Origin of the sequence: Staphylococcus sp. HMSC14C01, assembly GCF_001808085.1 — a bacterium.
GTDB lineage: Bacteria > Bacillota > Bacilli > Staphylococcales > Staphylococcaceae > Staphylococcus > Staphylococcus hominis.
Genome location: NZ_KV792037.1, coordinates 156,146 through 168,989 on the forward strand (window position 1 = coordinate 156,146; position 12,844 = coordinate 168,989).

The window sequence follows — 12,844 nt, forward strand, 5'->3', positions numbered from 1 at the left end:
TCATTAGTCTAAAATGAATAATAATAATTAAGGAAAAAATAGGGAGGTCAATTCAATGGTTCAAGAATATGACGTAATTGTTATTGGTGCCGGTCACGCTGGAATTGAAGCGGGATTAGCTTCAGCAAGACGTGGTGCTAAAACGTTAATGTTAACCATTAATTTAGATAATATCGCCTTTATGCCATGTAACCCATCAGTCGGTGGCCCAGCAAAAGGAATAGTAGTACGTGAAATCGACGCATTAGGTGGCCAAATGGCTAAAGCCATTGATAAAACACACATTCAAATGCGTATGCTTAATACTGGTAAAGGTCCAGCAGTTCGTGCATTACGTGCTCAAGCTGATAAAGTGCTTTATCAACAAGAAATGAAACGTGTCATTGAAGATGAAGATAACTTAGATATCATGCAAGGCATGGTAGACGAATTATTGATTGAAAATGATGAAGTTAAAGGTGTACGTACGAATATAGGTACAGAGTATCATGCGAAAGCTGTAGTCATCACGACAGGTACATTTTTACGTGGAGAAATCATTTTAGGTAATATGAAATATTCAAGTGGTCCAAACCATCAACTTCCATCTATTTCATTAGCTGATAACTTAAGAGAACTTGGGTTTGAAGTGGTGCGTTTTAAAACAGGTACACCGCCACGTGTGAATTCTAAAACAATTGACTATTCTAAAACCGAGATTCAACCTGGCGATGACGTTAGTCGTGCGTTTAGTTTTGAAACTACCGAATACATTTTAGACCAACTCCCTTGTTGGCTCACGTATACAAATGATCGTACACATAAAGTCATTGATGATAATTTACATTTATCAGCTATGTACTCAGGTATGATTAAAGGTACAGGTCCACGTTATTGTCCATCTATTGAAGATAAATTTGTACGTTTCAATGACAAACCACGTCATCAACTTTTCTTAGAACCAGAAGGACGTAATACGAATGAAGTTTATGTGCAAGGCTTATCAACCAGTCTTCCTGAACATGTTCAACGCCAAATGTTAGCTACTATTCCGGGTCTTGAAAAAGCAGATATGATGCGTGCAGGTTACGCGATTGAATATGATGCGATTGTGCCAACACAATTATGGCCAACATTAGAAACTAAAATGATTAAAAACTTATATACTGCAGGGCAAATTAATGGTACATCTGGTTATGAAGAAGCAGCAGGCCAAGGCATTATGGCAGGTATTAACGCTGCAGGTAAAGTATTAGGTACAGGCGAAAAAATTCTAAGTCGTTCAGATGCTTATATTGGTGTCTTAATTGATGATTTAGTAACAAAAGGAACGAATGAGCCTTATCGTTTATTGACTTCTCGTGCTGAATATCGCTTATTATTACGTCATGATAATGCCGACTTACGTTTAACTGATATTGGTTATGACTTAGGCATGATTTCTGAAGAACGTTATGCACGTTTTAATGATAAACGTCAACAAATTCAAGATGAAATTGACCGTTTATCAAATATCCGTATTAAACCAAATGAACATACGCAATCTGTGATTGAAGCTCATGGTGGTTCACGCTTAAAAGATGGTATCTTAGCCATTGATTTATTGCGTCGTCCTGAAATGACGTATGATACAATTTTAGAGATATTAGAAGAAACACATCAGTTACCAGAAGCGGTAGAAGAACAAGTTGAAATTCAAACGAAATATGAAGGTTACATCAATAAATCATTACAACAAGTTGAAAAAGTTAAACGTATGGAAGAAAAGAAAATTCCAGAAGACTTAGATTATAGTAAAGTGGATAGTTTAGCCACTGAAGCACGAGAAAAATTAGCAGAGGTTAAACCATTAAATATTGCGCAAGCATCACGTATTTCAGGTGTTAATCCTGCAGATATTTCTATCTTACTTGTATATTTAGAACAAGGTAAATTACAAAGGGTGAAAAATTAATGAGTGGCATCGAATGGTTAACAAAAGCGTTAAGTGAGCAAGGGATTGAATTAACAGAACAACAACAACAACAATTTCAAACCTATTATCGTTTGCTTGTTGAATGGAATGAAAAAATGAATTTAACAAGTATTACTGATGAGCATGAAGTTTACTTGAAACATTTCTATGATTCTATTACAGCTGGATTTTACTATGATTTTAATCAACCACTAACACTTTGTGATGTAGGGGCTGGTGCTGGATTTCCAAGTATTCCTTTAAAAATTGTTTTTCCAGAATTGAAAGTAACCATTGTCGATTCATTAAATAAACGTATTCAGTTTTTAAATCATTTAGCAGTTGAACTTGGATTAACACAAGTAAGTTTTGTTCATGATCGAGCAGAAACATTTGGTAAAGGTGTCAATAGAGAAACATATGATGTGGTAACAGCACGTGCAGTGGCAAGACTTACTGTTCTAAGTGAGTTATGCTTGCCGTTAGTTAAAAAAGGCGGGCAGTTTATTGCATTAAAGTCTGCAAAAGGTGAAGAAGAATTAGCAGAAGCACAATTTGGTATAAGCATCTTAGGTGGAGAGTTTAGTGATTCTTACACATTTGATTTACCAGAAGATGCAGGTGAAAGACAAATGATTATAGTTGATAAGCGCCGTCAAACGCCTAAAAAATATCCTAGAAAACCTGGTACACCTAATAAAGCTCCTTTATTAGAAAATTAATCAATTTTTCGGTTACTCATGTTAAAATTGATTTTAAGAGGAGTGAATGGACAATGAAAAAACCTTTTTCTAAACTATTTGGTTTAAAAAATAAAGAAGACATCGTTGATTATATTGAAGAAAATCGTCATTCAAGTGTGGAATCCATTCAAATAGAGCGTATCGTACCTAACCGTTATCAACCGCGCCAAGTGTTTGATTCAAGTAAAATTACAGAACTTGCTGAGTCGATAGAAGAACATGGGTTATTACAACCCATTGTCGTTCGACCTATAGAAGAGAATATGTATGAAATTATTGCAGGTGAACGACGATTTAGAGCATTACAATCCTTGCATCAATCTAAAGCAGACGTCATTATTCGTCATATGAATGATGAAGAAACTGCTGTAGTGGCCCTTATTGAGAATATCCAACGTGAAAATTTATCTGCAATAGAAGAAGCCGAAGCTTATAAAAAGTTACTTGAAATTGGACAAACCACTCAAAGTGAGTTAGCGCAAAGTCTTGGAAAAAGCCAAAGTTTTATAGCTAATAAATTACGCTTACTTAAATTAGCACCAAAAGTAATTGTACGATTACGTGAAGGTAAAATTACAGAACGCCATGCACGCGCAGTATTATCCTTAAAAGAAGCGGATCAAGAACAATTGATTGAACAAGTTATTGCTCAGAAATTGAATGTCAAACAGACAGAAGCTCGTGTGAAACAAAAATTAGGCCCTGAAAAAGTAAAAGCAAAAACATTCCAATTTTCTAAAGATTTGACACAAGCACGTGATGAAGTTGGTAAGAGTATTCAAGCCATTGAAGACTCGGGTATTCATGTTGAGCATCGTGATAAAGATCACGAGGATTATTATGAAATTAAAATAAAACTATATAAACGTTAATGACTAAAAGAACAGGTAGAATGAATGTTGCATTCAGTATCCTGTTCTTTTTTTGTCACCTATTTTATAATAATGGATTCTTTATTTCATATTTACATAGTTTAAAAATAGAATTACAATATTATTAAACGAAACGTATCGTTTAATAATTAAGGTAAGAAGGGTTTCATGTGTTCGGAATATCAATTTCAAGTGCGATACTTCATTTTGTGATTGGAGGTATCGCTGTTGCCTTTGCATCGATTATGGCTGAGAAAGTAGGAGGAAAAATGGGTGGCATTATTGCGACTATGCCGGCAGTCTACCTAGCAGCTATTATTGCTTTAGCCATAGATCATCGAGGAGAACAGCTGATTCAAATGTCGATACATCTTAGTTCAGGAGCTATAATAGGTATTATTTCTTGCATCATTACAGTATTTATTACGTCGATTTATATAAATAAACGAGATTATAAAAAAGGTACAGCGTTTGCATTTATTTGTTGGTTAGTCATTTCAATTGCTATTTTTGCGGTACGACACATTTCTTAATATTTGGAGGATTTTTTAATGAAATTAACTTTTATCAAATTTCTCGTGGGTGGTTTAGCTGTTATGTTAAGTTATATTATTTCAGTTATGCTACCTTGGAAAGAATTAGGTGGCGTTTTTGCAACATTACCTGCAGTATTTCTTGTTTCTTTATTTATTACTGGTATGCAACATGGAGATGTCGTTGCCAAACATGTTAGTAGAGGTGCAGTTTTTGGTATGACAGGTGTATTATGTAGTATCTTAGCAACATGGGCAATGTTATATTCTACACATGAGTGGTTACTTAGTATTTTGGTTGGTTTTGTTGTATGGTTTATTAGTGCAGTAATTATCTTTGAAATTGTAGAATTTATTTCACGTTTAAGAAGGAGAAAAGATGGCTGGAAGACCGAAAGATCCAACAATCAATGAAAAAATATTTAAAGAAATTGATCAATTATTAGAAACGACTTATTTTAGAGATATAACAATAGATCAAATTTCTGAAAATACAGGTGTTTCTAAAGCGACAATTTATAGACGTTGGAAAGATAAATCATCTATTATTGTCGATATGTTTGTCAGTCGAATCCACGTTTTTGAAAATGATTATAAAACGATGTACGAGGAATTGTATCATTTTCTAATAAGAATTATGAATATTTATCAAACTCATTTAGGTCGTGCTGTGATTGAAATATTAATTAGTTATCAACCATCTGAAGCACGTGACATATTTATGAAAGGTTATTTTGATAGCAATCGTAAAATATTGAAGACTATTATTTCTAAATATATTGACGAAGCGGACCAAGATTTATTTATTGATTTAATTTTTTCACCGATTTATTTTAATATATTGATTAAACCTCACGTCCTTAATGAAACTTATATTAAAAAGTTATTAAAAGTAATTTTAGATGCATATAATGTTGAATAGTAAAAATATTGAAACTATAAGAAATTAGAGTATCATTCTTATTCTTATATAACCCGTAGATGATTTTAATCTATGGGTTTTTTATTAATAATCAGTATTATACGATTTCGCTTTCCTAGGGGATAGTTTCAGTTTATGTCAACTCAAAGTCTTTTCATGTTTATTTATGATTAAGGTCTCAATCTTTAATTTGTCCTACCCCTTTAGGAGTTTCATTACCAATACTTTGCTTATATTTGTTCTAAAGATCTTAAAATATTGCGATATACTAAAATGTAAAACATTTTTTACACTAAAACTAAGATAATGTAAAAGAAAATTGATAGCTTTTTATTAGAAAAAACGCTTTTATAAATATAGTATTATGATTTTAAAAATTAAATAAAAATAGTTTAATTTATAACGAGGTGAATGAATGGATATCGGTCAACAAATAAGAAAATATCGAGAAAGAGATGAATATTCTCAAGAATACTTAGCGGAAAAATTATATGTTTCTAGACAGACAATATCAAATTGGGAAAATGAAAAGAGTTATCCAGATATTCATAATTTACTAGTAATGTGTGAGTTGTTTGATATCTCACTAGATGATTTAGTTAGAGGAGATTTAAATTCAAATAAACAAGAATCTATAAAAAGAAAAATGAACATTTGGTCGTTAGTTATGATTATTGGATTTACTTTGTCTTCTATACTTATAGGTCCTCTCTTATATTATTTTAATTCATGGGGATTTATAATAATTGCTATTCTTTTTTTAATTAGCTTTTATAGTGGTACTCAAATTGATAAAATTAAGTATAAATATAATTTAGATAACTACGATAGAATAGTAGCTTTTATGAATGGTAAAGATCCAAACGAAGTAAAATCTAGTGAAAAAAGGAATATATTTACTAGTATATTATCTTTTATTTTTATAGTGGGTTTATTTTTATGTATGTGTTATTTGAGTATATATTTAACAGAGATATTTTTAAAATATTAATGAAAGAGAAGCTCAATTCATTTTGAGCTTCTTTTTTTATTCTAATGGTTATTTTTTTCGTATCTTTTCAAAATATAGCCACCGCCAAGTAAGCCTACCGGCACACCAATAAATGGCGTTGTAATACTACTAGCAACTAATACTATCAGAGCTAACATGATACCATTAAACCCATTTACTTTTAAACTTAATAAGTCGTAATATGCGTGTTGAATCATTTCTTTAATAGTCATTTTAACATTTCCTTTCAATCTATTATTTAAATGGCGTCTTTAATGATGCGTTCTGAATGAATGAACGAAATAACTGCAAATATCAGATATACAAGTGAATAGATAACCATGACAATGAAGATAGGTGTCAATGTATAATTACCTATTAACATCATAAATGCGTTTGCTGCAAAAAAGGCATGGAGTAAAGAAACCACTAATGGTAAACCGAAATTGAATATAATCTTTAAAGCTAGTCCTTTTATCATATCTGTATTCGTAAAACCAATACGTCGCAGAATACGATAATTATTTATTTCATCTTCAGTTTCATCCATTTGTTTAATATAAATAATGCAACCAGCTGCTACTAAAAATGCAAGACCTAAGAAAGAAGTGACAAATATAAGAATGCCATTACTTTCATCAATTGCTTTTTTGTTTTCACTTTTTAAAACTACATTTTGGTTTCCTTTTTTAGCTAATGTTTCAGCTTTTGAAAGATCACTATGATGCTTAATATTAAAACCATAATGATGTGTAAGTTGATTTTTTGTTTTTAAAGCATTATAGTTGTCTACGCTAATTTTAAGTACTGGCCCACCCAGTGAAGCATCCATTGGAATGATTTCATTTAAATCTTTTTTATCTACATAAAATGTCTTTACTTGTTGTCCTTTTAGTTTTAAATCTTTATGAATTTGAACATTAAACATCATTGAAAGTGGACCTTGTAAATTTGTAATTGTAGCGTGATGACCTTTGATATGAGGATCAGCCATAATCGATATACTTTCATTTTGCATTGCATTACCCGTTTTACTTTTAATGACATCATTTTCAATAATATGGGTATTGGCATTTTCATACGTTTTTTTTGTATAGGGTATACCGTGTTGGTTAAGTTGATGTTCAAATTGTTGGGCCGTCTTTGCTTTAGTAAAGTTAATATCTTGAGGTGACGATGATTGAATATTAAAGTCAGCATTTGCTTTACTAATTGCTCCGAAACACAATATTGTTACTGTAACTGCTGAAATGACTGTAATAATAGTTAAAGACATCGCATTTTTCTTCATTCTATACATAATCGAAGATGTAAAGACGACATCAGTGATAGAGACACGACCCTGTTTTGATTTTTTTAAAGATTTAAAAATAATTGAAACTGAACTTCTGAAAAACAAATATGCGCCTGCTACAGTTAAGAATAAAATAATAAACGGCGTTAATAAGGCCATTGTTAATTCTTGAAATTTACCAAACATTTCTGTAGACATATAATAACCTAACATCATCATTATGAGTCCAAGAATACCAGCAATACATTCTGGCGTGGTGATTTTCGCTTTTACTGCCTCTGTTTTCATACTGTCTTTCATCATAGAAAGTATGGTTCTTCGTTTTAAAAAGATAGTATCTTCTAACATAATTAGAATAAACGCTAACATTAGCATGATCATTGTTTGAATTAAAGCTGCTACTTCAAATCCTATAGATGCATGAATATGTAAATGCATCAGTTTTATTAATATTGAAAGCAATAATTTTGAACCTAAAATACCAACGATGACGCCAATAATGCCTGTACTAATAAATAAAGTGATTTGTTCGATAGCAAGCATTCTAAGAATGTTACCACGTGTTAGTCCAATGAGTTCGAATAATGCAAATTCGCGTGTACGACGTTTAATAAATAGATGGTTCGTATACATTAAGAAAATGATAATCGTAATGAATAAAAAAATTGAACCAACTTTTGCACCTTGATTGATTATTTTTGATGTACCATTATTTAAGCTATGTGTGTATTGTAATGTGACAAAACTAAAATATAAGATGATACTTAAGATTAATGAAAAAAGATATAATACATAATGTTTGATATTACTTTTTAAATTCTTTAATGTAATTTGATTAAACGTCATTTGCCACACCACCTAGGGCTGATTGTAATTGAATGATTTCATTATAAAATTTAGATTTTGTTTTACTTTGTTGAAGAATTTCTGAATGAATATCGCCATCTTTTAACATAATGACACGTTGTGCAAAACTTGCTGCTGAAGGATCATGAGTAACCATAATAATCGTACTATTAAATTGTTTGTTCATATCTTCTAAGCGATGAAGTAAATCTTGTGCACTTTTCGAATCCAGTGCACCTGTTGGTTCATCTGCAAAAATGATGGATGGTTGATGTACAAAAGCACGTGCAGCAGCTGTACGTTGTTGTTGACCTCCAGAAATTTCACTAGGATATTTATCACTTAAATCATAAATATCAAGTGCCTCTGTGACATCTTGATAGTTTTTTTCCATTTCATCTTTTTTCATTTTTTGGACAGATAATGGCAACATAATATTTTCTTTAACTGTTAATGTAGGTAAAACGCTATAATCTTGGAAAATAAAACCAAGTTCTTTCTTACGGAATTGTGCTAATTTTTTATTAGACAACTGGTTTATCTCATTGCCACTGATTTCTACAGTACCGTCTGAAATGCTATCAATCGAACTGATAACATTAAGAAGGGTTGTCTTACCTGAACCAGATGGTCCCATAATGGCAACGAATTCTCCTTTATCGACTGAAAAGTTAATATCGTGTAGTGCTTTAAATTTTTGTTTCGTTCCATAAATTTTTGATACATGATTAACGTTTAAAATAGGCATGATTTTCATACTCCTTGTAAGTTTTATAATTTTTCTTTCGCTTTAATTGGAATGTCTGATTGTTTTACTTCTTTATATGATGTAATGGTGTGAGATTTTTCGCTTACAACTAAGTAATGATGTTGTTTTAATTTTTTAGACGCTGTATAATCAATGTTTTTAGCTTTACCATCTTTGGTGTAACCTGTTTGATTGTAATGGTAGATATAGAAGTCTTTTTCCTTATCAACGACTTCCACTTTTGATGGTTTTTGAGTCTTAACATAATACTCATGCGTTGGTGCTAAGGGATTTAATTTATTCCAATCATTGATAGAACGATTGTTAGGATGTTGGTCTGAATATGCGTTTAATCCAAATAAACCACCTATAATGACTACAATAATGACAAGAATAGTTAATATGATTCTTAATAATAATTTCAATCTCATCACTCCTTATCTCTATTACACTTCTTATTTTAAAAGGGTGAATGAAGCGGTGCCTTTATCTAACCTTACAAAGTAAGAGGTGTATCTTACGAATGTGAAAGATTTAAATAATAATCAGTCGTAAGAAGAATGAAACGTGTTTGAAAAGTATGTATGATAGAGTAGAAGTAATCGAGAATAAGAAAAGATGATAGGCGGGATGAAATGTGAAAAGAGAAATCATGGAGTGGGTTATATCCATTGTAGTGGGGCTACTGGTTGTTATTGTAGTAACAAAGTTTATTGGCGAATCTTATACAGTATCTGGATCTTCAATGCATCCAACGTTTCAAGATCGCAATAAAGTGATTATAAGTAAAATTTCTAAATCTATGAATCACATTGATAATGGTGATGTCGTTGTATTTCATGAAGATTCAAAACGTGATTTTATTAAACGTGTGATTGGCACACCAGGGGATACAGTAGAATATAAGGGAGACCAATTATATGTAAATAATAAAAAAGTGTCTGAACCGTATTTAGATTACAATAAGAAACATAAACAAGGTCAATATTTAACAGGCTCATTTAAATCAAGTCAAATTAAAGGTTCAAATGGTGAAATGAAACTTCCTAAAGATAAATATTTAGTTTTAGGAGATAATAGACAAAATAGTATAGATAGCCGATTTGATGTTGTAGGTCTAGTAGATAAAAAACAACTTGTAGGTAAAGTCGTTTGGAGATATTGGCCATTTAATGAATGGAAAACTAACTTCAATCCAGGAACATTTTAAAAATAAAGTCACAACGAACATTTTTAATTCGTTGTGACCTTTTATTTTATAGTAGAGTTTTTATCCTATACAAACTACAAGAGTAAATAGAATTTATTTTGAATTTGTCGTCCCCAAAAAAGAGAACTAAGCTTGAAAAAAGCTTGCGACAAATGCATTTTTCAATTCAATCATCGACTACTAATATATATAAAACCGGAGACATTTAATGATGTCTCCGGTTCTGTCCTATTTCATTTTAGATTGTTGGTTTGTGTTATGTTTAATATAGTCCTTTTTACGTTGATGATCAGGTTGTAAGGTTAAACCTAAGAATTTTCTTTCTTGATTTGCATCTTTGAAAAATGAAATCATCATTAAAATAACAACAAAACTAAATGGTAATGCTGAAATAATAGCAGCTGATTGCAGAGCATCTAGACCTGTCGATCCACCAGATAGTAAAAGTACGTAGGCAATCGCTGATAACATGACGCCCCAAACAATCTTAACAAAACCGGATGGATTTAAACGACCAAATGATGTTTGCATACCTAATACAAATGTAGCTGAGTCTGCGGATGTAATAAAGAATGAGCCTACTAAGATAATAGCGATAAACGATAAAATTGCACCCATAGGCATCTCATTGAAAATACCAAATAATTGTGTTTCAGGTGGCATACTAAAGATATGTTTAGATTGCTTACCAATTTCAATACCAGTAATACCGAAGGCTGTAAACCATAGCATACTAATAATTGTAGGAACGCCTAATACTGCGATAACGAATTCACGAATCGAACGACCTTTTGAAATACGGGCAATGAAGATACCTACAAATGGTGACCAACTCATCCACCAGCCCCAATAATAAATCGTCCATGACTGTAACCATTCATGTTTTTGTGAGTTAAGTGGAGCAACATCAAAGCTATTAAAAATAAGTGTATTCAAATATTCACCAATTGAGGATGTAAACATATTCATAATTAAAATTGTAGGACCTACAATTAGAGTAATAATAAGTAACATCGCAGCTAAAAGCATATTTAAATTACTTAAATACTGAATACCTTTGCTTAAACCACTCCAAGCACTAATTAAGAATAAAACTGTAACAATAAGAATAATAATGCCTTGAATAAGTTTATTGTTTGGCACTCCAAATAAATAATTTAAACCACCGTTAATTTGCATGGCGCCAACACCAAGTGACACTGCAACCCCAATAATAGTAGCAAAAACGGCTAAAACATCTACAACAGTACCTAATGGACCTTCTACTTTATTTCCGAAAATAGGACGTAATGTACGAGAAATGAGTCCTAAGTCATTTTTTCTAAACTGTGTATATGCAAGAGCTAATGCAACAATACCGTAAACTGCCCAAGGATGTAGTCCATAATGTAAGAAACTTGAACGCATGGCTTCAGCTAGAGCAGCTTCTGTTTCTTTACTCGCTGTTGGTGGCGATAGATAATGTGAAATGGGCTCAGAAGATCCATAGAATACAAGTCCAATACCCATACCTGCACTAAATAGCATTGTTAACCATGAAATGGTATTAAATTCTGGTTTATCATCAGGTTTTCCTAACTTAAGCTTTCCAATTGGATGAAAAATAAGTGTGATACAAAATATCAGAATAATGCTAATAAGTAGCATATAGTACCAACCAAACGTTTCTGTAATAAAACTTCCGATTGCTCCAGAAATTGAACCAAATTGATTAGGGAAGATGGCTCCAATAATTACCAGTAACCCTACAATAACTGAAGCAAAAATAAATACATTTGAAAACTGTTTAGATTTGTTTTCCATGTATTTAACTCCTTTCAAATTTAATAAAACAGATGTATAAAAGCTTAACATATATCGTTAAAAGAATAATGAATAAGTTTAAAATTTTACAAATATTTAATAAGTTTATGTTTTTAATGTATGTAATTATGTTATTATACTTATAATTTATCGAATATTTTGAAAATATAGGAGGTTTTAATTATGTTTGGATATCAAATTAATGACCACTTAAAATTAAAAATATTAGAAGAACGAGAAGCGGATCAACTTTTTAAATTAGTAGATAGTAATCGTGAGTCTCTAGGGGAGTTCTTGCCATTTGTAGCGTACACAACTGAGGTTGAACACAGTAAGAAGTTTATTCATTCGGCCTTACAACAATTTGCGCGTGGAGATGGATTTCCATATCCTCTTTAGTAGCGGTTTTTTTCTTTAAGGTTCATTAATAATTATATAAGCGGGTGGGATAGTTATGATCTTTGGTTATCAAATAGATAAAGATATTAAATTAAAGATATTAGAAGAACGAGAAGCAGGGCAGTTATTTAAATTAGTAGATAGTAACCGCAAATATCTAGCGGAATTTTTACCTTTTGTTGAACATACAAAGAGGGTAGAAGATAGTCAACACTTTATCCACTCAGCTTTACAACAATTTATCGATGGTAATGGGTTTCATTGTGGAATATGGAGTGATAAAAAACTGATTGGTGTTATTGGATTACATTATTTAGACTTAGTTAATAAACGTACCTCAATTGGTTATTATTTAGCTGAAGATTTCCAGAAGAAAGGCATCATGACTAGATGCACTAAAGCACTTATTCAATATGTATATGAAGAATATGATATTAATCGAATCGAAATACAAATGTCTATTAAAAATAAGGGGTCTTCGGAATATATAGTGGAATTACTTTCTTAATAGTTTAAAAACAACTGGTGTTTAAATCGGATTTTCTGGCGG

The 12,844-nt window shown here is 31.5% G+C and carries 13 protein-coding genes and 2 pseudogenes; 10 read left to right on the forward strand and 5 right to left on the reverse strand.

The genetic code is table 11. The annotated features are described in order from the left end of the window. Nucleotides 1–55 precede the first annotated feature (55 nt). From mnmG to HMPREF3131_RS06680, 7 genes are all read left to right on the forward strand, one after another. On the forward strand, nt 56–1,933 hold the full coding sequence (gene mnmG / locus HMPREF3131_RS06650) for a tRNA uridine-5-carboxymethylaminomethyl(34) synthesis enzyme MnmG (RefSeq protein WP_048679401.1): 1,878 nt from the start codon (nt 56–58) through the stop codon (nt 1,931–1,933). Beyond that, nucleotides 1,933–2,655, forward strand: coding sequence for a 16S rRNA (guanine(527)-N(7))-methyltransferase RsmG (gene rsmG, locus HMPREF3131_RS06655; protein ID WP_048762524.1), 723 nt, complete (start codon nt 1,933–1,935; stop codon nt 2,653–2,655). The genes mnmG and rsmG overlap by 1 nt, the downstream gene beginning before the upstream one ends. 53 nt (nt 2,656–2,708) lie before the next feature. Next, nucleotides 2,709–3,548, forward strand: a complete 840-nt coding sequence (gene noc, locus HMPREF3131_RS06660) for a nucleoid occlusion protein (RefSeq protein ID WP_017175627.1) — start codon at nt 2,709–2,711, stop codon at nt 3,546–3,548. A gap of 170 nt (nt 3,549–3,718) precedes the next feature. Further along, complete coding sequence (locus HMPREF3131_RS06665) at nt 3,719–4,081, forward strand: DUF3147 family protein (RefSeq protein WP_019834696.1); 363 nt, start codon at nt 3,719–3,721, stop codon at nt 4,079–4,081. Nucleotides 4,082–4,099: 18 nt separating this feature from the next. Beyond that, the gene (locus tag HMPREF3131_RS06670; protein ID WP_017175629.1) at nt 4,100–4,495 is read left to right on the forward strand and encodes a DUF3147 family protein; all 396 of its coding nucleotides are present in this window, start codon (nt 4,100–4,102) and stop codon (nt 4,493–4,495) included. Further along, nucleotides 4,461–5,003: a TetR/AcrR family transcriptional regulator gene (locus tag HMPREF3131_RS06675; protein ID WP_049335806.1), complete on the forward strand. Its 543-nt coding sequence runs from the start codon at nt 4,461–4,463 to the stop codon at nt 5,001–5,003. The genes HMPREF3131_RS06670 and HMPREF3131_RS06675 overlap by 35 nt, the downstream gene beginning before the upstream one ends. A 415-nt stretch (nt 5,004–5,418) precedes the next feature. Beyond that, the gene (locus tag HMPREF3131_RS06680; protein WP_017175631.1) at nt 5,419–5,994 is read left to right on the forward strand and encodes a helix-turn-helix transcriptional regulator; all 576 of its coding nucleotides are present in this window, start codon (nt 5,419–5,421) and stop codon (nt 5,992–5,994) included. A 41-nt stretch (nt 5,995–6,035) separates the two neighbouring features. On the opposite strand, the gene HMPREF3131_RS06685 is transcribed toward HMPREF3131_RS06680, so the two are convergent. From HMPREF3131_RS06685 to HMPREF3131_RS06700, 4 genes are read right to left on the reverse strand one after another with little or no spacing between them, the layout of a single operon-like run. Further along, the gene (locus HMPREF3131_RS06685) at nt 6,036–6,227 is read right to left on the reverse strand and encodes a VraH family peptide resistance protein (protein WP_070436572.1); all 192 of its coding nucleotides are present in this window, start codon (nt 6,225–6,227) and stop codon (nt 6,036–6,038) included. Between the two features lie 26 nt (nt 6,228–6,253). Beyond that, nucleotides 6,254–8,134, reverse strand: coding sequence for an FtsX-like permease family protein (locus HMPREF3131_RS06690; protein ID WP_070436573.1), 1,881 nt, complete (start codon nt 8,132–8,134; stop codon nt 6,254–6,256). Further along, nucleotides 8,124–8,882 carry an ABC transporter ATP-binding protein gene (locus tag HMPREF3131_RS06695; protein ID WP_049415210.1) on the reverse strand — a complete coding sequence of 253 codons (759 nt, stop codon included), beginning with the start codon at nt 8,880–8,882 and terminating at the stop codon, nt 8,124–8,126. The genes HMPREF3131_RS06690 and HMPREF3131_RS06695 overlap by 11 nt, the downstream gene beginning before the upstream one ends. Before the next feature lie 23 nt (nt 8,883–8,905). After that, entirely contained in the window at nt 8,906–9,313 is a 408-nt protein-coding gene (locus tag HMPREF3131_RS06700) for a YxeA family protein (RefSeq protein ID WP_049415213.1), read from the reverse strand. Between the two features lie 206 nt (nt 9,314–9,519). On the opposite strand from HMPREF3131_RS06700, the gene lepB reads away from it, so the two are divergent. Continuing rightward, nucleotides 9,520–10,092, forward strand: coding sequence for a signal peptidase I (gene lepB, locus HMPREF3131_RS06705; RefSeq protein WP_049382454.1), 573 nt, complete (start codon nt 9,520–9,522; stop codon nt 10,090–10,092). Nucleotides 10,093–10,320: 228 nt separating this feature from the next. Here the strand turns inward: lepB and HMPREF3131_RS06710 are convergent, their stop codons facing one another. Continuing rightward, nucleotides 10,321–11,895 carry a BCCT family transporter gene (locus HMPREF3131_RS06710; protein WP_049382452.1) on the reverse strand — a complete coding sequence of 525 codons (1,575 nt, stop codon included), beginning with the start codon at nt 11,893–11,895 and terminating at the stop codon, nt 10,321–10,323. A 183-nt stretch (nt 11,896–12,078) separates the two neighbouring features. On the opposite strand from HMPREF3131_RS06710, the pseudogene HMPREF3131_RS06715 reads away from it, so the two are divergent. Beyond that, a pseudogene (locus HMPREF3131_RS06715) lies at nt 12,079–12,264 on the forward strand (RimJ/RimL family protein N-acetyltransferase); the annotation flags it as partial. Between the two features lie 88 nt (nt 12,265–12,352). Continuing rightward, nucleotides 12,353–12,793, forward strand: a pseudogene (locus HMPREF3131_RS06720) (GNAT family N-acetyltransferase); the annotation flags it as partial. Between the last annotated feature and the right edge of the window lie 51 nt (nt 12,794–12,844).

Bases quoted from the DNA above. Each gene is read 5' to 3' on its own strand.
- HMPREF3131_RS06670 (WP_017175629.1), top strand. From the start codon at position 4,100: ATGAAATTAACTTTTATCAAATTTCTCGTGGGTGGTTTAGCTGTTATG.
- rsmG (WP_048762524.1), top strand. From the start codon at position 1,933: ATGAGTGGCATCGAATGGTTAACAAAAGCGTTAAGTGAGCAAGGGATT.
- HMPREF3131_RS06675 (WP_049335806.1), top strand. From the start codon at position 4,461: ATGGCTGGAAGACCGAAAGATCCAACAATCAATGAAAAAATATTTAAA.
- noc (WP_017175627.1), top strand. From the start codon at position 2,709: ATGAAAAAACCTTTTTCTAAACTATTTGGTTTAAAAAATAAAGAAGAC.
- HMPREF3131_RS06690 (WP_070436573.1), bottom strand. From the start codon at position 8,134: ATGACGTTTAATCAAATTACATTAAAGAATTTAAAAAGTAATATCAAA.
- HMPREF3131_RS06700 (WP_049415213.1), bottom strand. From the start codon at position 9,313: ATGAGATTGAAATTATTATTAAGAATCATATTAACTATTCTTGTCATT.
- mnmG (WP_048679401.1), top strand. From the start codon at position 56: ATGGTTCAAGAATATGACGTAATTGTTATTGGTGCCGGTCACGCTGGA.
- HMPREF3131_RS06695 (WP_049415210.1), bottom strand. From the start codon at position 8,882: ATGCCTATTTTAAACGTTAATCATGTATCAAAAATTTATGGAACGAAA.
- HMPREF3131_RS06685 (WP_070436572.1), bottom strand. From the start codon at position 6,227: ATGACTATTAAAGAAATGATTCAACACGCATATTACGACTTATTAAGT.
- HMPREF3131_RS06710 (WP_049382452.1), bottom strand. From the start codon at position 11,895: ATGGAAAACAAATCTAAACAGTTTTCAAATGTATTTATTTTTGCTTCA.
- HMPREF3131_RS06680 (WP_017175631.1), top strand. From the start codon at position 5,419: ATGGATATCGGTCAACAAATAAGAAAATATCGAGAAAGAGATGAATAT.